This window comes from Komagataeibacter melomenusus, assembly GCF_013155395.1.
Taxonomy (GTDB): domain Bacteria; phylum Pseudomonadota; class Alphaproteobacteria; order Acetobacterales; family Acetobacteraceae; genus Komagataeibacter; species Komagataeibacter melomenusus.
This window is the reverse complement of sequence record NZ_JABJWC010000005.1, coordinates 18,443-41,178: the sequence shown is the minus strand read 5'-3', so window position 1 is coordinate 41,178 and position 22,736 is coordinate 18,443. Positions and strand designations below refer to the sequence as shown.

The following is a 22,736-nucleotide window of genomic DNA, read 5'->3' as shown; positions in this document are numbered from 1 at the left end:
TATGCCGTCCGAACAAGACCTATCTGCTGACGTCGTGATCGTCGGCTCCGGCGTCGCTGGCAGCTCCATTGCCAACGAACTGGCGCGCGCGGGTATTTCCGTCATCGTGCTCGAAGCGGGGCCCCGGGTCGACCGCCAGCATTTTGTCGAGAACTTCCGCAACCTCGAGAACAAGCCCTCCTACCAGGGGCCGTTCCCCGCAGTGCCCTGGGCGCGTCATCCGCCCGACCAGGTCACCCCCAATGATTACCTGCACACCACCGGCCCCGATGCCGAGGCCTACCAGCAGGTCTATCTGCGCATGATGGGTGGCACCACCTGGCACTGGGCGGGCTGCGCGTGGCGTTACCTGCCATCGGATTTCGAACTGAAGACCCGCTATGGCCAGGGCCGTGACTGGGCGCTGAAATATGATGACCTCGAGCCGTTCTACTATCAGGCCGAGGTGATGATGGGCGTGTGCGGCCCGGACCCGAAGGTGGAAGACCTCGGCTCGCCGCGCAAGCAGCCTTACCCCATGGATGCGCTGCCCATCTCCTACGCGGCCCAGCAGTTCCGCAAGCTGATCAGCGAGAAGACGCCCTATCGCGTGGTGCATGAGCCGCAGGCCCGCAACACCCGCCCGTATGACAGCCGCCCGACCTGCGAGGGGCATAACAACTGCATGCCCATCTGCCCGATCGGAGCCATGTATAACGGCAGCTACTCCGTCTATCACGCCGAGGCGGCGGGGGCGAAGTTCGTGCCCAATGCCGTGGTGTACCGGATCGAGCGTGACAGCGCCAACAAGCGTGTCACCGCGGTGCATTATTACGATCCCGACAAGGGCTCGCACCGCGTGACCGGCAAGTATTTCGTGATCGCGGCGCACTGCATCGAGACCGCGAAGCTCATGCTGTTCTCCGCCGATGAGCAGAGCCCGGACGGCATTGCCAACAGCTCGGGCCATGTCGGGCGCAACATGATGGACCACACCGGCGTGCAGGTGAGCTTCATCAGTGGCGACAAGGCCCTGTGGCCCGGTCGTGGCCCGCTGGAAACCAACGTGATCGACAATTTCCGCGATGGCGACTGGCGCAACGAGCGCGGCGCGTATCTGGTGCACATGGTTGATGACAACCAGGTTGACCTTGCCACGCAGCTTGCCATCTCCAAGGGGTATGTGGGCCGCGAGCTTGAGGAGCAGATCCGCTATCTCGCCTCGCACACGGTGCGCCTGTTCAGCCATAACGAAGGCCTGGCCGACCCGGACAACCGCCTGACGCTGAGCAAGACCAACAAGGACATACTCGGCATCCCGCACCCCGAGGTCTATTACAAGCTGCCCGAATACACGGTGAAGAGCTGCGAGCACACGCGCGGCCTGTTCCGCGACCTGATCGGCCTCATGCACGGCACGGACGAGGAATGGACGCCGGGCTACTTCCCGCAGGACCATCCCGCGGGCAGCACCATCATGGGCACCGACCCGAAGGATTCCGTGGTGGACGGCTTCTGCCGCACGCATGACCACGAGAACCTGTTCATCGCGAGTTCGTCCGTTTTCTCTTCGGTCGGAACCGGCAACATCACCCTGACAGTCGCCGCACTTGCCCTGCGCGTGGCTGATACGCTTAAAAAAGAACTCGCCCATGCCTGACGTGACGCGCAAGATCCTGTGGTCGGTCCTGACCGCAGGCACTGCTCTTGCAACATTTTCTGCCGTTCCCGCCCGGGCGGATGATCCTTCTGCCGACCTTATGGCCCGTGGCGAATATATCGCCACGGCGGGCGACTGCGTTGCCTGTCATACAGCCCCCGGCGGCAAGCCCTTTGCAGGTGGCCTGAAGATCACCACGCCCATGGGCGATGTGGTGACGACCAACATCACGCCTGACCCTGATCATGGCATCGGCAAATACACGGAAGAGGATTTTGAGAAGAGCCTGCGCCATGGCATTCGCCGTGATGGCAGCAGGCTTTATCCCGCCATGCCCTACGTGTCCTATTCCGGCATGACGGATGGCGACGTGAAGGCGCTGTACACCTGGTTCATGCATGGGGTGAAGCCAGTGGCCGAGACCCCGCCGGTCACATCGCTCAACTTCCCGGCCAACCTGCGCATCACCATGGGCCTGTGGAACATGGTGGCCACCAGTGAAACGCCGGAAACCGGGGATTCCGCCACCTTTGACAAGCTGCGCCGGGGTAAATACCTGGCCCGTGCCCTTGAGCATTGCGGCACCTGCCATACCCCGCGCAACATCATGCTGAGCGAGAAAGAGGACAGCTACCTCGCAGGTGCAAGCCTGCTCGGGTGGTATGCCCCCAACATCACCTCCAGCAAGACCGGCGGCATCGGTAACTGGAGCGAGGATAACCTCGTTGAATACCTCAAGACCGGCCATGTGGCCGGCCTGAGCCAGGCAGCCGGCCCGATGGGCGAGGCGGTGGAGCACAGCACCAGTCACCTGACCGATGATGACCTGCATGCGCTGGCAGCTTACATCCTTCAGGTCCCTGCCATGACTGACGAGGCCGAGCACAGCCCGCGCGAACAGTTTGGCAAGCCGCTTGAAGAGGCGGACGTCCGCTCGGGTGAACTCACCCGTATCGACAAGCTGGACCAGATGGATGGCGCGCAGATCTATGATGCGAACTGTGCGGCCTGCCATGGCGGTAATGGCGCGGGCACGGCTGACCATTATGCGCCCTCGCTGTTCCATAACTCGGTTGTTGGCTCGGCCCGGCCCGATGACCTGATTATGGCCGTCCTCAACGGCGTGGACCGTAATGCGGGTGGGGTGCATGTGCATATGCCTGCCTTCAACCAGACCTCCGACGTGGAGCGCCTGAGCAATGCCGAGATTGCCAGCGTGGTCAACTACGTCACGGCCACGTTCGGCAGCGGCGACCATGGTGTTACCGCCGAGCAGGTGGAAAAAATGGGCAAGGAACTGCCCAAGACCCCCTGAGGCCGGATGCTCCGGCGGAAGCCTGCACCCTTTGCCAGGGGCAGGACCGCCGGGTCGGTGCTTTTATAAAAGCTGTGAATGATGGTAACGCCGCCTTTTGCAAAAAGGGCGGCGTTCCTGTTTATGACAATGGCTGGAGCAGATCCAGTTTGAATGGATCCATTCGAACTGGTGAAGATGCTCGATAAACAATGAGTTAGAGCCATTCCACTGAGCCAGGGTTCAGTGGAATTGTTCCGGGAGTGGAGGCTGGAAAAGGTCGTTAATCCTGGCTGTTCCGGCCCTGTTGGGCAGAGGGAAAACGCAAGGGTGTGTTTGCGGCGTCAAGGCCGTATTCTTCTACCCGCAGCGGAATGATCGTGTCTGGCGCATGATGTCTGCCCGGCCAATGACCCCAGACGACTTTTGCCGCGAATGTACGACCGCGGCATTCAACCTCCACCATATCCCCCAAGATGGGAACGGGGCCGTTGAAGAGATTCTGATCAGCGCGGAGTTCGCGTTCGGTCACGACTTCCCCTGATTGCAGCAAGATCCGCTTGATCCAGTAGCGCATGCCACAAGCATAGCAGGCGGCTGCCGCCCTTCAAGAAATATCGCGATGTGCCGCTGTGGGGCTGCAAGCCATTCCCGGGTAGTGTTTGCTGGCGAGGGTGTGGTGTCTGTGATAGGCACGACAGGCGCAAAACGGGGCACCAGACATCATGCTGCATTTCATCACCGATTTTGCCGATCAGGCCGTGATGCTGCCGGTGATGGTTACCGTGGTCCTTATCATGGCTGTGTACGGATGGTGGCGCGGCGCCTTGGTCTGGGCGCTGACAGCCGTTGCGATGCTGGCCGTCATGCTGCTGCTTAAAATAGCCGGTCTTTATTATGCCGCTATTGAACGGACGACCATCATCAGCCCCAGCGGGCATGTCGCGGCGGCGTGCATGGTGTATGGCGGGCTTCTGGTGTTGCTGGGGCAGCGTTATTTCAGGCGTTTCCCGGTGCTTATGCTGGTGCCGTTATCAGGCATTGGCATTGCCGTGGCATGCACCCGCGTGGCGTTGCATACCCATACCCTGTTCGAGGTTGTCACTGGCGGGGTAGTTGGTTGTGCCGCAGGCTTTGCGCTGGGGCGTGCGTGCGGGCCGGTGCCGCAGCGGTTATGGTTCTATCTGCTGCCTGTGGTGGCCTGCGTGGCCGCGCTGTTCCATGGGGCGCATCTTGGTATTGAAGGGGCGATACGCTGTATGTTTATGCCCAGGCGAATAAGTGCGTAATGCGCTTCAGGCAATCATCATTTCAGGATTTTACTTTTAATAACGCTGTGTTCTGCACGCTTTGCTGAAAAAAGCTTGGCCAGAAACTTTTGTATTTTCAGGAGTGTTCGCTGTCGATGGCCCGATCAGGCACTGGCCGGGAGGTTATCCCTCGGCCAGTGCCCGGACGTTACCTGGTCAGAACGGAGCGTCGATGTTCACGACGTCGATCAGCTTGTGATTGACGAATTCCTTGATGCCAAGGCCAATCAGTTCACGGCCGTAGCCCGAGCGGGCCACGCCGCCAAACGGCAGGTCGGCCTTCACCATGGTCGGGTGGTTGATGTAGACCATGCCGGTATAGATCTGCTCGGCCACCTTCACGCCGCGCTTGGTGTCCTTGGTGAACACGGCGCCGCCCAGGCCATAGGGGGAATCATTGGCGATGCGGATGGCATCAGCCTCGTCCTTGGCGCGGTAGAGCTGCGTTACGGGGCCAAAGAACTCCCAGTGGCGGGCTTCATTGTTCTCGTGCAGGTTGGTCATGAGCAGCGGCTGGAAGAAGGCACCCTTTTCAGGCACGGGCGCGCCGATCACTTCCACAACGGCGCCATGCTTCTTGGCTTCTTCAACCTGCGCGCGCAGGTCGTCCGCCGCCTTCTGCGAGGAGAGGGGAGCCAGTTGCGTTGCCGGGTCCATCGGGTCGCCTGCCTTGAGGCTGGCTACGCCCTTCTTGTACAGTTCCACAAAGCGGTCATAGATCGCATCAGCCACGATCAGGCGCTTGGCCGAGACACAGACCTGGCCTGCGTTCCAGTGGCGTCCGTACACGGCCCACTTCACGGTCTTTTCCAGGTCGGCATCTTCGAGCACCACGAATGCGTCGGAACCACCAAGTTCCATCGTGGATTTCTTGAGCGCCTTGGCCGCAACGCCTGCCACAATGGCACCAGCGCCTTCCGAGCCGGTCAGGGCAACGCCGCACACGCGCGGATCGCTCAGGATCACCTCGGTGTGGTGGCGGGCGGCATACAGGTTGCGGAAGCCACCCTTGGGCAGGCCTGCTTCCTGCATCAGCGTATCGAAGGCGGCGGCGCACTGCGGCACGTTGGAGGCATGCTTGAGCAGCACCGTGTTACCGGCGGAAAGCTGCGGCGCGATGATGCGGGCCACCTGATAGTAAGGGAAGTTCCACGGCTCGATGGCAAAAACGATGCCCTGCGGCTGGTGGATGATCATGGCCTCGCCCTCATCGGGGCTGGCGACCGGCAGTTTCTCGGCTTTCAGCAGGCGCTCGGCATGCTCGGCGTAATACTCGAAGATCTCTGCCGACAGGATGGTCTCGGCCTTGGATTCCGCATACGTCTTGCCCATCTCCAGCGTGATCAGGCGGGCATATTTGTCAATGTCGCGGCGCAGGATGGCGCCAGCGGCCTTCATCACTTCCGCACGTTTGGCAAACGAGGTGTGGCGCCAGGCCTTGAAGGCATCATAGGCATCGGTCAGCGCGGTCTGGACTTCCTGATCCGTCGCATCGGGGAAAGTCTTCAGCTTTTCGCCAGTATAAGGGTTGGTCGTAGCATAAGCCATGGACAATCTGTTCCTTAGAGTTTCGTCAAGTATATATTCCACGTGCAGGCGTGCAAGAATCGTTTCAGGTATCACTAACGCCCCGCACGTGCAAAAGCTGATTTTTCATCAAGGCGGGAAAACGCGGGGATTTTATACGGAAAACCGGAGTTTTCTGCCCTCTGGCCCGTTCCGCGCCGATGGCGGCCAGGCATGGTAAAATGGAATTTACCGTCTGCGCGCCATAGCTTTCAGGCGCTCAGGCTGAAACCGCGTTGCCGAGCAGCTTGCGTTCGCGGTCGGTTATGACATCAGCCAGCGTATAACGGTCCAGCACCGAGATGAACAGGTCCAGTGCTTCATGCAGCACGCCGCGCAGGCGGCACACATCGCTCAAAATGCAGCCCTTGCGGTTCAGGCCCTCGGGGTGGGGGGGCTGCATGCAGGCCACCAGCCCCATGTCTTCTTCCGTATAGCGCACGACATCACCGATCAGGATCTGCGCGGCGGGCCGCCCCAGCCGCAGGCCGCCGTTGCGGCCACGGATGGTTTCCACAAAGCCGCCCTGTCCCAGCCGGTGGATGATCTTGATCAGGTGATTTTCCGAAATGCCATAAGCCTGCGCAACCTCCCTGATGGATGTCAGGCGGTCTGTATGGATGCCCAGGTAGATCAGGGTTCGCAGGGCGTAATCGGTATGCAGGGTCAGGCGCATGACAGGAGATATATAGGGTTCCCCTGTTAATTCCAGTGGATAATGCTATTTCCCACCCCGGCCGCGTCCGTTGGGGGCGCAGGGCATGCAGGCTGGCATGGGAAAAAGATCAACAGCCTCAGGCCAGTCGCACATTGGCGGTATGGCTCGGGCAAGGCATGTTTGCCGCTGCAATGCCTTGCAACACGGGCGATCAGGCCAGGAGCCGGTGTAGCAGCGTGGCACCTGCACATGGATTGAAACCCGACAGTTCATGGCAGTGGTGCCGGGTTGCGGCAGGGGAACAAAAAATGCCCATGGCTTTCACCATGGGCATTGTCGTCAGGAAGGGTGGAAAAGATCAGAAGTTGGCGTTGATGCGGCCATAGTAGTAGCCACCCGTGATGGGGATCTGCGCCGAGTTCTGGTCATACGGCATGGCGCCAAGGGCGTTGAGTTCCTGCGACATCATGCGGGGACGGACGTTGAACACGTCGTTCGCGCCGACGGCGAAGTGCCAGTTCTTCTGGAACCGCACGCCGATTTCGATATCGGTCATCCAGTGCGGGGTGTTGATGAACTGCTGCAGCGCATTGTTAGAGTACTGCAGGGCTGCCGGACCCCAATCCTGGTACTGCACCATGTCGCTGGTCTGACCATAACGGGTCTGGCGGATGTTGAAGTCCCAGTTCTTGTAGGTGTAGTAGGCGTTCAGAATGATCTTGCTGCGCGGGTTGTCCGAGGTGATCGAGGCGATATCCGCCAGGTTCAGGTTGGCACCATTATGGTGCAGGCGGGTGCGGTTGAGGTCGATCGACATCGACAGCGCGAGGTTGCCATACTTGTGGAAGCGGAAGAGGTAATCAGCCTTGATGTCCACGCCCTGCGTGCGGGTGCTGGCGCCGTTGGTGAAGTAGTCGGCATAAACGTCGTTATAACCAGTGAAGCCGGTCGGCAGGGAAGCAAGCTTGGCAATGGACTGGGATGCGATATAGCCCTCTGTCGTGTCACCGTAAGGGGTGCTGCCACCAAAGTTGGTATCCTGCACGATACGGTCACGGAGGTTGATCTGGTAGACGTCGGCTTCGACATGGAAGCCATCGACGGGTTCCAGAACGATACCGCCGCTGACACTGGTCGAGCGTTCAGGCTTCAGCTTGGTCGCGCCAATTTCCCGCGCGGCCTCGGAATCGGCAGCCAGCAGGCCGCTTGCACCGGTGGGCGAGACGTTGACGGCGCTGAAGTGTGATTCAGCCAGTGTGGGCGCACGGAAGCCCGTGCTGATGGTGCCGCGGATGGCAATACGCTTAGTGAAGTTATAGCGTGTTGAAATCTTGCCGTTTTCGGTATTGCCAACGTCGGTGTAATGCTCCAGTCGGCCTGCGAAATCGAGTTCCCACTTCTTGGTCAGGCGGAAATCACCATCCATGTACCACGCCCAGATGTCACGATACCATGTGCCAGCCGAACCTGGTGAAATGCCAGCATAACCCTGCGTGCCACCGTTTTCGTAGGAGACCGGCTCACCTGCGGTAATGTTATAGGATTCCATCCGTTCTTCGGCGCCGAAGGCCAGCGTCATCGGAACGACATCACCGATCTTGAAATGACGGCGGAAATCGATGTTATTGGTCCACTGCGTCATGCTGTAGGTTTCGGCCCGCGCCGTGCGGGGGCTGGAACCGTAATCGGTGACGTAAGAAGTATTGAGGGTGTTCTTGTTGCCGATCTTGTCGATATCTTCGCCGTAGGTGGTGCTGAGATCCCAGTTGAAGCCCATGAAGTTGTCACCCTTCAGGCCCAGTGTTGCGGCAAAATCGTTTTCTTCCATGGTTTCCAGCGGCGAGAAACCATAAGGGGCAATGCTTTCGCATGCGGTGCAATTGCCGCCTACGGAAGGCGTGCGGTAGTTTTCATAAGCTTCCGCGTGGCGGTGGGCATAGGTGATCAGGCCATAGAAATTGATGCCGGGCGTGAACTGCTTGCCCCATTCGATTGCCAGGTTCTCACGCGTTTCTTCCGGCGTGCTCATGATCATGTTGGAGTTCGTGGCAATCTTGCCAGCATTAGGCCCTGTATAGGTCGAGCTGGCGGCTCCGGCAGGCTGGGAGCCAAGCAGGCGGTGGTCACGCGCGTTGTTGGCCACGAAATGGTCCGTGTGGTACATCTGCCCGCTGATATGCAGGAAGCCGTCCTGGCCGAGCTTCATGCCGCCATCGGCGTTGAGCTGGTAGTTCCAGCCATCTCCGTTATAGGCGTTGGCGCCGGTCTGGCCGCTGAAATTGAAGCCGTGATCCTGCTTCTTGGTAATGATGTTGACCACGCCCGCGATCGCGTCCGAGCCATACATGGCGGCCGCACCATCCTCGAGCACTTCGATATGGTCGATGGCGTTGGCGGGGATCATGTTCAGGTCAACGGGGGTGGAGCCTGATTCCGGGCCTGAATCCGCATAGAGGTTGGCTGTGGTGTGGCGGCGCTTGCCATCAACGAGCACGAGCACTTCATTGGGGTTCAGGCCGCGCATGCGGATGGCGGATGTCAGCGCGCCCGCATCGGCGCCCATGGCGCTGACATTGATCGAGGCATTGGTGCGGGTCAGCGCATCGGCAAGGTTCATCTGGCCCGAGCGGCGCAGTGCCGCCCCGCTGATGACCGAGACCGGGCTCATGCTGTCACGCGCCTTGCGGTTGGTGGAGTGCGTGCCGGTGGAGACGCTGATCTGCTCGACACCGGAGCTGTTCACGCCCCCATTATCTGCCTTGGCGGCCTTGAGGGTGGAGGCGGCACGGCTGCCGTGCGCCTGGGCGGTTGCCGTGTGGTGTGCCCGCACGGTGCTTCCCTTCTGATCCGCTGTTGTCGCGCTACCAGATTGTGTAGCGGCCATCGCTCCACAGGAAACAAAGGAGCAGATAGTCGTAATCAAAAGAGAAGCGCGTCTGTTCATTGAGTCCCCCGCAATTCATAGCTCGTGATGTTATTATTAGAGGCGCGTAATAATTGACGAGAGGGAAAAATGCCGCCCGATCATCAAGGGGAAGATGTGTTGCGCTGGTGCAACACAATGTTAGACATCACCTTAAGTTAACTTTGTGCAAAACAAAACTAAGGGCGGCGTGAAAATCCCGCGGCATGATTGGGAAATATCTTTTCTTTTCATAATTATAACGATTTTCCGCTCTTCTTGCGTTTTCGATGCATTTTCGCTCTTGACGGCGGGTGGCAAGTCATTTGGTTCTTCATGATAATAACAATAAATCAACGCGTTACGAATTTATAAAAGCCTCGGAAAAGCGTGATATAAAAGATACGATTTGTTGTATATGTATCGCATGTCATGCGTATGCATGTACTGTACATTTTGTGTATGAACCGTGGACAGAAGCGATGGCGCTGGCTGCCGATGTCGCGTCCGCGCCGTTCCCGACGGGTTGGTAGCGCTGGAATCGGCGTTGTGGTGGCAGGAGCAGGAGAGTCGGCACCGGCCCTGAGCGTGCGGCCGGTGCCGGTATGGGGGTCAGCCTCCTTGCTGGCGGGCAACCCGGCACGCAGCCAGATCCCATGCGGCACACCCGACGGATTTGAAAAAGACAGGCTGGTCCGGCGCGGGAAGCCTGCCCTGCAGCGCCCGCGCGAGGGGATGAACGTTCTGCCAGTCCACCCCTGCCTGATACAGGTCGCCCGCTTCGCTCGGGGCGCCAATGGGGTCATCAACATAAAGGGCGCTGCCCGCAATGGTGGTGGGGCCGATTTCCACCATGTCGGTCCGGTACGCGCCGACACCTATGACCAGGCAGGAGGCGCGGGCAGGGGCATCATAGATGGCTGTTGTGCTGGCCGTGAGTGTCAGCACCACGTCACAGGGGTCCTCATGCGCCTGCTCGGGGCGCATGCTCAGGCCGGGCATGGCGTGTGCCGCACAGAAGGCGCGCGCCCGTTCGGCCGTGCGCCCGCGGATGACAACGGTGATGCCGGGATAGACGGCCGCAAGGGCCTGCAGATGCGCAACGGCCTGCGTGCCGGTGCCGATCATGAGCACGCGCCGCACGGGGGCATGCGCGAATGTGCGGATGCCGAGCAGGCTGATGGCCGCAGTGCGGCGCATGGTAACGGTGGGGCCATCAAGCGTGAACAGGAAGCGCCCGGCCTGCGCCTCGGCGCAGATGACCTGCCCCTGTATGCTGGGCAGGCCGTGGGCCGGATTGCCGGCAAACAGTGTGAGCAGTTTGGTAACCATGATGTCATCCCCCACGCAGGGCATGCTCATGAGCGCGCCGCGCTGGTCGCGGGTGCGGATGGTGGTGCGCTCGGGGCACAGGATCTGTCCCGCAGCGGTATCAAGCGCCGCCTGTGCCAGGGCGTCGATCAGGGCGGGGAAGGGGAGGAGGGCGCGCGTGTCCTGCGCGGAATATTGCTTCATGCGTATGAACCCTTGCGTCATGAGAAGGGCTGTAGGGGTATGGTATTTTGTGCCTGCCGTCATCCGGGTGCGTGCAGGGGGCGGCAATATGGTATTCCCCAAATAAATGGCAAATATACGTTGCCCTTGCTGGCGGGTGTGCAGTGAAGGAACATATTCATTATGCCATCGTATGTGTGTCTTGTCCCTATGCAGTCAGGGTCATGTGCTTGTTGCGCGCGATAATAATACGGGTTCTTTCTGTTTTATATGTGATGGGTGTGAGTCTGAATGGGATAACCTGTCCGACATTCGGAATGATGGAAAATCGACACTGTTTGAGCATGAGAATGTTACATTCATGCAGGTCAGGCAGATGGCGACGCATGAATTATACAAATATGTATTGAGCAAAGGGTAACGTCCGCGCGGAGTGGGCGTGGGGAGAGGCTCCTGTAGTGGGTTTGCTTGCGTAGCGCTGGCGTGGGGGGCTTTTTTGTGCGGCTGGGCGGGAAGCATGCCTGTCAAGAAAATTATGTTATCACTCATGACATAAATAAACCAGACATGATGGCGTAGCTGCCATGCAGGGGCACACTATTTTTTAATGGCTTGCTCTATTGCGATTTGTTCTCATTCGTGATTATGGTGCTCCCACATCATGAATGGGATGGATAAATGTTTGTCTGCTCCTGCAATATGCTGACTGACACGGACGTGGAAACCGCAGCCCGCAATGGCGCGGTCAGGCCCAAGGAAGTCTATGAATCCAAGGGGTGCCGGGCCCAGTGCGGCAACTGCGTGCCCGGTGTGGTGTGCATCCTGCGCCAGCTTGCCCGCCAGGGGCGCATGGTCCTGCCCGAAGGGCCGCATGTGCATTCCGATATGCAGACGGCCTGACACAGGGTTCCGGCCCTGTCGGGGCGTGGATATGCCTCCTTGCCCCTGTCCATCGCGTGCAGGGCGCGGGATGCGGCATTACTGAAGGCATAAAAAACGGCACGCTTTGAGGGCGTGCCGTTGTGTTCCATCAGCAGGTTTTCTTTAAAAAAAGCGGCACCCCAAAACGCTTTCCATCCATGAGGCGCAGGGGTGCGGCTATGCGTATGGCAAGCCTGTCAGCCCTGTCGCCGCATGCCCTGGCGGGGCTGGAGGGTGGAAGGCGATGCCCCCAGCGCCAGCCGGATCACGCTGCCGAGCACCATCGTCACCATGATATTGACGCCCAGCGCCAGCAGTCCCGTTGAAACGGAAGCCGAAAAGCCGCCAAACGCAATGGGGTGCACGGGCTTGAGTCCATCCAGCCAGCACAGTCCCAGCCCGAACAGCGAGCCACTGGCCCAGCCGCCAATCAGCGCGGGCGCCGAAAGGCGCAGCGGCAGCAGCCCCATGATCAGGGCGGGGAAGGTCTGGAGGATGATGACGCCGCCCAGCAGTTGCAGGTCGATGGCGAACTTGGCGTTGAGGAACACGACACAGCCCAGCGCGCCCACTTTCACCCCCAGCCCGGCCAGGCGCGATCCGGTAACCGATTCGCTATGGCGCGGCAGGATGTTGTGCATGATCAGGTTGGCCGCGCCGATCGCCATGACCGAGGCCGGTACCAGCGCACCCACCGCGATGGCGGCAAAGCAGAAGCCTGCGAACCAGGAGGGGAAGATGGTCAGGAACAGTTGCGGCACCACCTGCGAGGACGAGGTGGTCACGATTCCCGCCGCATGCGCCATCAGTCCCAGCAGCGCGATCAGCCCGAGCACGATGGTGTAGATGGGCAGGAACACGGCATTCTGCCGGATGGTATCGGCGGATTTCGCCGCCAGGATGCCCGTCAGCGTATGCGGATACAGGAAGGCGGCAAAGGCCGAGGAGAGCGCAAGCGTGGCATAGGGCACCGTCTGGTCCTGGCTTACGATGTGGCCGCCGGGAATGGCGGGCAGGTGTTCTGTCGCCGCATGGAACATGGCGCCATAGCCGCCAAGGTGGATCGGCACGATGATGACCGCCGCCAGCACGGCGATATAGATCATCACATCCTTGATGAACGCGGTAAGCGCAGGCGCATGCAGCCCGCCCAGCCACGTATAGGCGGCCAGCGACACGAACGCGAACAAAAGCGGCAGCATGCCGGTATAGCCCAGCGCCTCGACAACCGTGCGGATGCCGATCAGCTGCAGCGCGATATAGGGCAGCACCGCCACCAGCCCGCTTATGGCCACTGCCAGTTCCAGCGTGCGGCTGCCAAAGCGCGCACGCACGATGTCGGCCGCCGTGGCATGGCCGCCATCGCGCGCGATGGTCCACAGCCTTGGCATGACGGCAAAGATGAACGGATAGACGATGATGGTGTAGGGCAGCGCGAAAAAGCCGAAGCCCCCGGTGGAATAGACGAGTGCCGGCACCGCGATGACCGTGTAGGCGGTATAGAAGTCGCCCCCCACCAGGAACCATGTGACCCAGGCGCCGAATTCACGCCCGCCCAGCCCCCATTCCTCACCCTGGCTATGGTGGGTGGCGGCCTTGCGGCGGTTGAGCAGCGGGCGCCAGAACCGCACCGTGCTGCCAAGCACGATGGTCGCGAAAAAACACAGGACAAACACGCCGATGGCGGCGTTATCAGGCAGGGAGGTGCTCATGACTGTTTATCCGCCTTCCATGCCATCCAGATCAGGACGGAGGTTACGGGCACCCAGGCAAGCTGGTACCAGTAAAAGAACGGGAAGCCGAGCAGCACCGGATCGTGCCGGTTATACAGCGGCACCCAGAGCAGCCCCGCAAAGGGCAGCAGGAGGAATATGGCTTTTTTCATGTTGACCGAACTTCTTGTTTTTGTGTGGCCGTCAGCGATTTTTCGGGAAGGCGGTAGAGTGTGTCAACATAATTGAAAGTGTTTTGAAAGTATTTTTTAAAGAAGTGATCGGTTTATTTTGTAATTACATTTTTTTATTGTGCAGTGCGCAATGTTTTTGCTGCGATGCACAACGCAATGCAGCAAAAACAGGCGCTTCGCGGGATGGGGAAAATATATTCATAAAAAAAATAACTAAAATTATTAAAAATAATATAATTGGCATCTCGTCTGCTGGCCGTATGGCCGTCACCAGCACAATTTTCAAAGTAACATGTTGTTATTAAATGGTATTATTTTAATTTACGGGGTGGCCGTCTGTCGCACCCGCCCGCAGCGGCACGGCCCGGCACGCCGGGGTGGGTGAAAATAGTGATTGCCCGGCATTGCCCGCGCCGGTTAAATTCATGGCCCGGACCTGCCAACAACAAACAATATTAAAAGCACGGTCGTCTGTTTTTACCCTGTGCCGGAGCAGGTGTTTCCCTTGACAGGCGGACGCGCGTAGGAACGAACAGACATGACCAAATGGGTTTACAGCTTCGGAGATGGCCTGAACGAAGGGCGCGCGGAGATGCGCAACCTTCTGGGCGGCAAGGGCGCCAACCTGGCGGAAATGGCAGCGAATGGCCTGCCCGTGCCGCCTGGCTTCACCATTACAACGGAAGTCTGTTCGGCCTTTTATGAAAATGGCCGGAAATATCCCGATGACCTGCGCGCCCAGGTGGCCGATGCGCTGGCGCGGGTTGAAAAATCCATGGGCCTGCGCTTTGGCGATGCCCAGGCCCCGCTGCTGGTCTCGGTGCGCTCGGGTGCCCGCGTGTCCATGCCGGGCATGATGGATACCGTGCTCAACCTCGGCCTCAATGACGAGACGGTGGAAGGTCTTGCCCGCTCCTCCGGTGATGCCCGTTTCGCATGGGACAGCTACCGCCGCTTCATCCAGATGTACGGCTCGGTGGTGATGGGCGTGCCCCACCATCACTTCGAGGACGTGCTCGAGCAGTTCAAGCGCGCGGGCAAGGTGGAAGACGACACCGCCATCACGGCCGACCAGTGGCGCGCCATCGTGGCCGATTACCGCCACCTCATCAGCACCCATGCCGGCACCGAATTCCCCACAGACCCGCAGGACCAGCTCTGGGGTGCGATCGGGGCGGTGTTCGGCTCGTGGATGAACCCGCGCGCCAATACCTACCGCAAGCTGCACGAGATCCCGGCCTCCTGGGGCACGGCGGTCAACGTGCAGTCCATGGTGTTCGGCAACATGGGTGATGACTGTGCCACCGGCGTCTGCTTCACGCGCGATCCCTCCACGGGCGAGAACATCTTCTACGGCGAGTACCTCATCAACGCGCAGGGCGAGGACGTGGTGGCGGGCATCCGCACCCCGCAGCCCATGGCATGCGCGCGCGCCGAGGCCGGCCAGCACCCGATGGAAACCACCCTGCCGCAGGCATACGCCGAACTGCTGCGCGTACGGTCCATCCTCGAGACCCATTACAAGGACATGCAGGACATCGAATTCACCGTCCAGCGCAATGTCCTCTATATTCTCCAGACCCGTAGCGGCAAGCGCACCGCCGCCGCAGCCCTCAAGATCGCCATCGACATGGCGCGCGAAGGCCTGATCACGCAGGAAGACGCGATCCGCCGCGTGCCGGCCGCCTCGCTCGACCAGCTTCTCCACCCCACGCTCGACCCCAAGGCCGAGCGCGTGCAGCTTACGCGCGGCCTGCCCGCATCGCCCGGCGCTGCGGCGGGTGCGGTCGTGTTCTCGGCCGAGGAATGCGAGGCGCGGGCCGCAAAGGGCGAGGATGTGATCCTGGTCCGCATCGAGACCTCGCCGGAGGACGTGCACGGCATGCACGCCGCCCGTGGCGTGCTCACCACCCGTGGCGGCATGACCTCGCACGCCGCCGTGGTGGCGCGTGGCATGGGCCGCGTCTGCGTGGCGGGGGCTGGCAGCATCCATGTCGATTACGCCGCGGGCACCATGACCGTGGGCGCGCACACCATCGCCCAGGGCGAGTGGATCACGCTCGATGGCGGCACGGGGGCTGTCTATCTGGGGCGCGTGCCCACCATAGCCCCCACCCTGTCCGATGATTTCAACACGCTCATGGGCTGGGCCGACAGCGTGCGCCGCCTTGGCGTGCGCGCCAATGCCGAAACGCCCGATGATGCTGCAACCGCCCGGCGCTTCGGCGCGGAGGGGATCGGCCTTGCCCGCACGGAGCACATGTTCTTCGGTCCTGACCGCATTGGCCTCGTGCGCCAGATGATCATTGCCGATGATGAACTGGTGCGCCAGAAGGCCATTGCCGGGCTGTTGCCGTTCCAGCGCGATGACTTCGCCAGCCTGTTCCGCATCATGGCCGGGCTGCCGGTGACCGTGCGCCTGCTCGACCCGCCGCTGCACGAGTTCCTGCCGCATGAGGAAGCCGAGATGGCCGAAGTGGCGCAGGCGCTGGGCAAGAGCGTGGAAGAGGTCCGTAACCGCTGCGCGGCCCTGGCCGAGACCAACCCGATGCTGGGCCACCGTGGCTGCCGCCTTGGCCTGACCAGCCCGGAAATCTACGCCATGCAGGTGCGCGCGCTGATCCAGGCCGCCGTGATCGTGGAGAAGGAACTCGGCAAGCCCATCCGCCCCGAGATCATGATCCCGCTGGTGGCAACGCAGGCCGAACTCGCCACCACCCGCCGCGCCGCGGAAGACGAGATCGCCCGTGTGCTGAAGGAAGAGGGTACCAACATCAACTACTTTATCGGCACCATGATCGAACTGCCGCGTGCCGCCATCCAGGCGGACAGGATTGCGGAATATGCCGATTTCTTCTCGTTCGGCACCAATGACCTGACCCAGACCACCTTTGGCCTGTCGCGTGATGATGCGGGTTCGTTCCTGCCTTACTACGTCGATAATGGCCTGCTGCCGCGCGACCCGTTCGTGTCCATCGACCGTGATGGCGTGGGCGCGCTCGTGCGCCTTGGCGTGGAGCGCGGGCGGCAGACCAGCCCTGACCTCAAGCTGGGCATCTGCGGCGAGCATGGCGGCGACCCGGATTCCATCGCTTTCTTTGATGAAGTCGGGCTGGATTACGTCTCGTGTTCGCCCTTCCGCGTGCCGGTGGCGCGTCTTGCCGCGGCACAGGCGGCCCTTGCCACCCGCAACAGGGTTGGCAGCCCCGCCTGATGCCCGTCAGGGGCCTGTAAAAACTGCAAAAAACGGCGCGTCGCCTGCCTTCGGGCGGCGGCGTGCCTGTCAGGCAGGACAATGAGCGAACAGCCGATTATCCTGCATCTTGTATCCGAGGCGACGGGGCAGGCGCTCGAGGCGGTCATGCGCGCCTGCGGGGCCCAGTTTCAGGATGCCGAGTTTTCCATCCGGAACTGGAACCTCGTGCGCACGCGCGTGCAGGTGGGCCGCGTGCTGGCGGGGATCAGTCATGAACCGGGGCCGGTCCTGTCCTCGCTCACGTCACCCGAATTGCAGACCATGCTGCGGGTGGGGTGCGCGCGCCTTGGGGTGCAGGTCAAGAATATCCTTGATGGCACGATCCATTTCCTTGAACAGCAGACCGGCATCCCCGCCGAGCGCCACCCCGGTGGCCAGTACGTGATGGATGACAGCTACCGCCGCCGCATCGATGCCATGCAGTACGTCATTGCGCATGATGACGGACAGAAGACAACCGACCTGACCCGGGCCGAGGTGGTGCTTGTTGGCGTGTCGCGCACGTCCAAGACACCTACCTGCTTCTACCTGGCCAACCGGGGCATCAGGGCTGCCAATATTCCGCTGGTGCCGCACGCGCCGCTGCCTGCGGGGCTGGAACATTTTCCCGGCCTTGTGGTTGGCCTGACCATCGATGCGCATACCCTGCTCGAAATCCGCCGCTCGCGCGTGGGCATGATGCTGCCGGGCCGTTCCATGGCCGCGCCCGGCATGTCTGAAACATCGGTCAAGCCCTATATCGACCCGGTCAACGTGCAGGAGGAACTGCACTGGGCGCGGCGGCTGTGCGCGCGGCACAAATGGCCGGTCATCAACGTTACCCACCGCTCGGTGGAGGAAACGGCGGCGGCCATCATCGACATGCTCGAGCATGACGGCACCAGCAGCATCCTGCCTGCCGTTTGAGAGAGGGTTTGAAAAGTCAGCTTGGAAAACATCCAGCAATCATAAGAAAATTGTTGGTGAAGCTTTTTTCAAGAAGCTTCAAAGAACGCCGCCTTTTCGAAAAAAGGCGGTACCCGGAAACTTTTGTTCTTTCCGAAATCCGCCCACGGCAGGCAGCATCCAGTCCGGGCGACGTGACAGATACGCCGCCATATCCTATTGCTGCGGTAGCGCGTGCGCCTGCCTTTTTTCTGTCCTGATGGATCATGGATGATTGATACACTCACACCCGGCCGGATTGTTGTCGTGGGTGATCTTCTGCTGGATCGTTACATTACCGGCTCGGTCAACCGGATCTCGCCCGAGGCCCCGGTGCCCGTGCTGCTGCATGCGCGCGAGCATGCAACACCCGGCGGTGCCGCCAATGTGGCGGCCAACGCGGCAGCGCTGGGCGCTCCGGTCAGCCTGATCGGGGTGGTGGGCGTGGATGGCGCGGCTAGCACCCTGCGTGAAAAACTGGCGCCGTGGCCCGGCATCGACACGACCGGATGGGTGGTGGACCCCGCCTGGACCACCATTACCAAGACCCGCATCCTTGGCGGGCAGCAGCAGATCATCCGCATTGACGAGGAAATTCTCACCCCCTTCTGCGCCGAGACCAATGCGCGCCTGCTCGCCGCCGTTGATGCGGCCCTGCCGGGCGCGCGCGTGCTGGTGTGCTCGGATTACGCCAAGGGCGTGCTGTCCGATGAGGTGATCCGGGGCATCATGGCGCGGGCGGCGGCGGCCAGCGTGCCCGTGATCGTGGACCCCAAGCGCGCGACATTCGGCATTTACGCCGGGGCCGGGCTGATTACGCCCAACCGTGCCGAGATCAGCCGCGCCACCGGCCTGCCCACCGGCACGGATGCGCAGGTGGAGGTGGCGGCCCGCGCGGCTGGCAGCCAGTTTGGTGGTGATGTGCTGGTCACGCGCTCCGAGCAGGGCATGTCGCTGTGGCGGCAGGCGGGCAGTGTGCGGCATGTCGCGGCCCGGCGCTCGGAAGTGTTTGATGTGTGCGGCGCGGGCGATACGGTGGTGGCCACCATCGCCACCATGCTCTCGGCGGGGCTGCCGCTCGAGACGGCGGTGGTCATCGCCACCACGGCGGCGGCGATCTCGGTCAGCAAGCATGGCACCGCTACCGTCTCGCGCCACGAACTGCAACAGGCCCTGAACGGGGAAACCACCGGCCACGGCAACCTTGTCAGCCTGAACGAGGCCGCGCGCATCGTGGCGGACTGGCGGCGCCACGGCGCGCGCATCGTGTTCACCAATGGCTGTTTCGACCTGCTGCATCCCGGCCATATCGCGTTGCTGCGCGGGGCGGCCCGGCAGGGCGACAGGCTGGTGGTCGCACTCAATACCGATCGCTCGGTGGCAGCCCTCAAGGGGCCATCGCGCCCGGTGCAGGATGAGCAGGCGCGGGCCACCGTGCTTGGCGCCCTGCGCGATGTGGATCTGGTGGTGCTGTTTGATGAGGAAACGCCCATCGAGGCCATCAGAACCCTGCGGCCTGACGTGCTGGTCAAGGGGGCCGACTATACGGAAGACCAAGTGGTGGGCGCATCCTTCGTGCGCGGTTATGGTGGCCGCGTGGCCCTGATTGACCTGATTGATGGCCGTTCGACCACATCGCTGGTCCGGCGCGCCGCGGGGCAGGCCAATGGGTGAGCGGCCCGTGGGCGCGCAGCCTTGCGGTGGGTTGCAGGGGTGGCTCGAGCAGGCCGCCCTGCCGCTATGGATCGATGCGGGCTTCGACCCCGCGCGGCGGCTGTTTCATGAGCGGCTGGGCTTTGACGGCGTGCCGTGCAACCCGCCCGCCCTGCGGCTCATGGTGCAGGCCCGCCAGATCGCGACCTATGTGCGGGCCGCCGATGATGGCCATAGCGCTGCCGGGGCCACGGCGCTGGCCTGCATGGCGCAGGTGCGCCAGCGTTACTGGCGGGCGGATGGCGCGCCGGGCTGGGTCTTTTCGCTGGCCCCCGATGGCACCCCGGCGGATACGCGGCGCGATCTTTATGCCCATGCGTTCATTCTTTATGCCTGCGCATGGTCCTATCGGCTCTCGGGCGAGCGGACATGGCTGGAGACGGCACGGCAGACGGTGGATGAAATCACCACCCTGTTCGGCACATCGCAGCCCGGCGGCTATCTTGATACCGTGCCGGGGCAGGATGGTTTTCGCCGTCAGAACCCGCACATGCACCTGCTTGAAGCCTTCCTCGCGCTGGCCGAGGTGGGGGGTGGGGAAATGTATCTCGGTCACGCCCGTGCCCTTGCCATGCTGGGCATGCGGCATTTCATGCTGCCTGGTGGTGCTGTGGGTGAACTGTTCACGCCGCTATGGCAGCCAGGCGCGCCTTTGGGCCAGAACAGGACCGAGCCGGGCCATGTGTTTGAATGGGCCTGGCTGCTGGCGGAATATGCCCGCCTTGCGGGGGAGGGAGCTGCTTCGTCCTTCATGCAGGCCTCGGCGCAGCTGCATGCATTTGGCATGCGCCACGGCGTCTGCCCCGACACGCTGGCCGTGTGCGATGCGGTGACCGACCACGGCGCGCCGCTCGAGGCCACGACACGCATCTGGCAGCAGACCGAATTCATCCGCCAGCTTGCCCGCCGCGCGGCAGGGGGCGATGGGGTGGCGCAAAAACTGCTGGCGCCAGCCTGCACCCGTTTTGCGCGCGCCTATGTGCCGCCCCGGTTGCGCGGCGGCTGGTTTGACCGGCTGGGGGCGGATGGTACGCCGCTTGATGGCTACATGCCCGCGAGTTCGCTGTACCACATCTATGGCGCCGTGCGTGAAATCGGTTGAAGGTAACAGCCATGGCAGATCACCCCTATGAGGCCATCCAGGCCGAAACATGCGCGCGGTTCAAGGCGCCCTATCTGGATTGTGGCTGGCACCTGAAGCTGGGCATTGCCCGCAATGTCAGGACAGCCCTGCGGCCCATAAATGGCGTGCGCCTTGAACCTGAAAATGGCACGAGCGGCTGGTACATATGGGCAGGCGAGGAAACATCGGACGACGTCGATTTTTTCGTGCCGCTCCATACCAGCCATATCGGTAACTGGTGCGCGCTGGTCATCCCCTATCTGGGCCTGGCACCCGGCTGGCGCTTCCTGATTACCGAAGATTACGAGGATGTGTGGATCAACGCGCATCCTGAAATCGAGTGACATTGCAAGGCCCGCTCCACAGGGAGCGGGCCTTTGTTGCATGCAGGGGCCACAGGCATGCAGCAGGCTTAAACCTGATATGTGGCCAGATTTAAGTTAAGTCCTTGCGATTTGCAGTAAGTAAAACAATTCAAATAATAAATAAGTAATAAATAATCTGTTCAGTAAATAATCATGCAAATTTTTGATATATGAAATATGTATGCTCTATATGGTTGCGTGTGAATGCAATCGTGTTTATTGCGCGTGGTGGACATGGCGGACAAAAATCGTACGATATGCCTGACAGTTATTTATCCAGCATATTTCCTTCACATCCCGGGCCATGGAGTTGAAGCATGTCCAAGGCAGATCTCAAGCTGCTGATCATCCAGCCATCGCATTACCGTTCCAAGACCGACCGGACCATTTTCAAGACCAAGCGGCGGCAGATGGTGCCGCTGGCGCTGCCTTACCTTGCAGCCCTCACGCCGCGTGAATGGACCGTCACCCTGCTGGACGAGCAACTGGAGGACATCAATTTCGAGGTGCCGGTCGATGTGGTGGCACTCAGCGCCTGGACGCTGCATTCCCCCCGTGCATACGACATCGCAGCCGAGTTCCGCAGGCGTGGGGTCAAGGTCATCATGGGGGGGCCGCACGTGTTCTTCTATGCCGAGGAGGCGGCCGAACATTGCGATGCGGTGGGCGTGGGCGAGGCCGAGCCCATCTGGCGCACCATGCTCGAGGACGCGGCGGCCGACCGGCTGCAAAAGATCTACCGCGCCACCCCGCTCAAGGAACTCAATGACCTGCCGCCGCCCCGCTACGACCTGCTGGACCTGAAGAAGTTCGGCCCCTTCCGCACATTTGCCGTGCAGTCCTCGCGCGGGTGCCCGTTCGTGTGCGATTTCTGCTCGGAGCGGTTCTATCTTGGCGGGCGCTTCCGCTGGCGGCCGGTGGACCAGATGGTGGCCGAACTCGAGCGCATCAAGGACAAGGGCAGCCACTTCTTCTTTGGCGAGAGCAATTTCGGCGGCAAGAAAAGCCGCGCCATGGAACTGATGGAAGGGCTGGTGCCGCTCAGGATCCGCTGGTCCACGCTGTGGTCGTCCAACCTGTGCCTTGATACGAACTTTCTCGACCTGGCCCAGCGCAGCGGGGTCATGCACGTCAATATCGGCATCGAGAGCATTGACGAGGAGATGCTCCAGGGCATGAAGAAAGGCTGGAACAAGGCCAGCCGCTATGGCGAGATGTTCGACAACCTGCGCAGGCGCGACATCAGCTACTCGCTCAACTTCATCTTCGGCTATGATGACGAGCACCCCGATGTGTACGAGGCGACCCTCTCCTTCCTCGAGGCGCACAAGGTGCCAGCCGCCTACTTCAATATCCTGACCCCCACCAAGGGCACGGCCCTGTTCGAGCGGATGAAGAAGGCGGGCCGCATCATCGACCCCGAGGATATCGACCGCTGGCCCGGCCAGGTCTGCCATATCTGGCCCAAGAACTGCACGCCGGGGCAGATGGAGCAGCGCATCCAGGGCATGTACCGCAAATTCTACAGCATGCGCTCGATGGTGCATCGCCTGCCGTTCCCGCGCACGCGATCGGACATGTCATCATGGATCCTGAACATGACGGAACGCCGTATGGCCTTTTCATCCACCGGAAACAATGATTTTGATATCTATTGACTCCGTC

Annotated in this window: 17 protein-coding genes; 10 read left to right on the top strand and 7 right to left on the bottom strand. The window is 61.2% G+C overall.

Features of this window, described 5'->3' with window-relative positions; translation table 11 throughout:
* Position 1 precedes the first annotated feature (1 nt).
* Positions 2 to 1,639, top strand: coding sequence for a GMC family oxidoreductase (locus HNW77_RS03270; protein WP_172155372.1), 1,638 nt, complete (start codon positions 2 to 4; stop codon positions 1,637 to 1,639).
* Positions 1,632 to 2,954 (top strand): cytochrome c, encoded by a 1,323-nt coding sequence (locus HNW77_RS03265; protein WP_172155371.1) that lies wholly within the window; start codon positions 1,632 to 1,634, stop codon positions 2,952 to 2,954. Before HNW77_RS03270 ends, HNW77_RS03265 begins: the two co-directional genes overlap by 8 nt.
* A 262-nt stretch (positions 2,955 to 3,216) precedes the next feature.
* Here HNW77_RS03265 and HNW77_RS03260 read toward each other — a convergent pair whose 3' ends face one another.
* Positions 3,217 to 3,465, bottom strand: coding sequence for a hypothetical protein (locus tag HNW77_RS03260; RefSeq protein ID WP_172155370.1), 249 nt, complete (start codon positions 3,463 to 3,465; stop codon positions 3,217 to 3,219).
* Positions 3,466 to 3,697: 232 nt separating this feature from the next.
* Here HNW77_RS03260 and HNW77_RS03255 point away from each other — a divergent pair, with 232 nt between their 5' ends.
* Positions 3,698 to 4,222, top strand: coding sequence for a phosphatase PAP2 family protein (locus HNW77_RS03255; RefSeq protein ID WP_241694269.1), 525 nt, complete (start codon positions 3,698 to 3,700; stop codon positions 4,220 to 4,222).
* Positions 4,223 to 4,399: 177 nt separating this feature from the next.
* Here the strand turns inward: HNW77_RS03255 and HNW77_RS03250 are convergent, their stop codons facing one another.
* The 4 genes from HNW77_RS03250 to HNW77_RS03235 all read right to left on the bottom strand — a co-directional run bounded on the left by HNW77_RS03250 (position 4,400) and on the right by HNW77_RS03235 (position 10,884).
* The gene (locus HNW77_RS03250; protein WP_172155368.1) at positions 4,400 to 5,791 is read right to left on the bottom strand and encodes an NAD-dependent succinate-semialdehyde dehydrogenase; all 1,392 of its coding nucleotides are present in this window, start codon (positions 5,789 to 5,791) and stop codon (positions 4,400 to 4,402) included.
* A 238-nt stretch (positions 5,792 to 6,029) separates the two neighbouring features.
* Positions 6,030 to 6,485 carry an Rrf2 family transcriptional regulator gene (locus tag HNW77_RS03245; protein ID WP_172155367.1) on the bottom strand — a complete coding sequence of 152 codons (456 nt, stop codon included), beginning with the start codon at positions 6,483 to 6,485 and terminating at the stop codon, positions 6,030 to 6,032.
* A 340-nt stretch (positions 6,486 to 6,825) separates the two neighbouring features.
* The gene (locus HNW77_RS03240) at positions 6,826 to 9,411 is read right to left on the bottom strand and encodes a TonB-dependent receptor plug domain-containing protein (protein ID WP_172155365.1); all 2,586 of its coding nucleotides are present in this window, start codon (positions 9,409 to 9,411) and stop codon (positions 6,826 to 6,828) included.
* Positions 9,412 to 9,981: 570 nt separating this feature from the next.
* A complete protein-coding gene (locus HNW77_RS03235; RefSeq protein ID WP_172155363.1) occupies positions 9,982 to 10,884 on the bottom strand; it encodes a delta(1)-pyrroline-2-carboxylate reductase family protein in 903 nt (300 codons plus the stop codon).
* A 657-nt stretch (positions 10,885 to 11,541) separates the two neighbouring features.
* Here HNW77_RS03235 and HNW77_RS03230 point away from each other — a divergent pair.
* Positions 11,542 to 11,763, top strand: a complete 222-nt coding sequence (locus HNW77_RS03230) for a (2Fe-2S)-binding protein (RefSeq protein WP_172155361.1) — start codon at positions 11,542 to 11,544, stop codon at positions 11,761 to 11,763.
* A 218-nt stretch (positions 11,764 to 11,981) separates the two neighbouring features.
* On the opposite strand, the gene HNW77_RS03225 is transcribed toward HNW77_RS03230, so the two are convergent.
* Both HNW77_RS03225 and HNW77_RS03220 read right to left on the bottom strand, forming a co-directional pair.
* Positions 11,982 to 13,496, bottom strand: coding sequence for a sodium:solute symporter family protein (locus HNW77_RS03225; RefSeq protein WP_172155359.1), 1,515 nt, complete (start codon positions 13,494 to 13,496; stop codon positions 11,982 to 11,984).
* On the bottom strand, positions 13,493 to 13,669 hold the full coding sequence (locus HNW77_RS03220) for a DUF3311 domain-containing protein (protein WP_172155357.1): 177 nt from the start codon (positions 13,667 to 13,669) through the stop codon (positions 13,493 to 13,495). The genes HNW77_RS03225 and HNW77_RS03220 overlap by 4 nt, the downstream gene beginning before the upstream one ends.
* A gap of 559 nt (positions 13,670 to 14,228) precedes the next feature.
* Here HNW77_RS03220 and ppdK point away from each other — a divergent pair.
* The 6 genes from ppdK to HNW77_RS03190 all read left to right on the top strand — a co-directional run bounded on the left by ppdK (position 14,229) and on the right by HNW77_RS03190 (position 22,729).
* Positions 14,229 to 16,904 (top strand): pyruvate, phosphate dikinase, encoded by a 2,676-nt coding sequence (ppdK, locus tag HNW77_RS03215; protein WP_172155355.1) that lies wholly within the window; start codon positions 14,229 to 14,231, stop codon positions 16,902 to 16,904.
* 81 nt (positions 16,905 to 16,985) lie between these two features.
* Positions 16,986 to 17,852 carry a pyruvate, water dikinase regulatory protein gene (locus HNW77_RS03210; protein WP_172155353.1) on the top strand — a complete coding sequence of 289 codons (867 nt, stop codon included), beginning with the start codon at positions 16,986 to 16,988 and terminating at the stop codon, positions 17,850 to 17,852.
* Between the two features lie 249 nt (positions 17,853 to 18,101).
* Positions 18,102 to 19,544, top strand: a complete 1,443-nt coding sequence (gene rfaE2 / locus HNW77_RS03205) for a D-glycero-beta-D-manno-heptose 1-phosphate adenylyltransferase (RefSeq protein WP_172155351.1) — start codon at positions 18,102 to 18,104, stop codon at positions 19,542 to 19,544.
* Positions 19,537 to 20,685 carry an AGE family epimerase/isomerase gene (locus tag HNW77_RS03200; protein ID WP_172155349.1) on the top strand — a complete coding sequence of 383 codons (1,149 nt, stop codon included), beginning with the start codon at positions 19,537 to 19,539 and terminating at the stop codon, positions 20,683 to 20,685. Before rfaE2 ends, HNW77_RS03200 begins: the two co-directional genes overlap by 8 nt.
* An 11-nt stretch (positions 20,686 to 20,696) precedes the next feature.
* Positions 20,697 to 21,050, top strand: a complete 354-nt coding sequence (locus tag HNW77_RS03195) for an immunity protein Imm33 domain-containing protein (RefSeq protein ID WP_172155347.1) — start codon at positions 20,697 to 20,699, stop codon at positions 21,048 to 21,050.
* A gap of 338 nt (positions 21,051 to 21,388) precedes the next feature.
* On the top strand, positions 21,389 to 22,729 hold the full coding sequence (locus tag HNW77_RS03190; protein WP_172155345.1) for a B12-binding domain-containing radical SAM protein: 1,341 nt from the start codon (positions 21,389 to 21,391) through the stop codon (positions 22,727 to 22,729).
* The last annotated feature ends 7 nt before the right edge of the window (positions 22,730 to 22,736 follow it).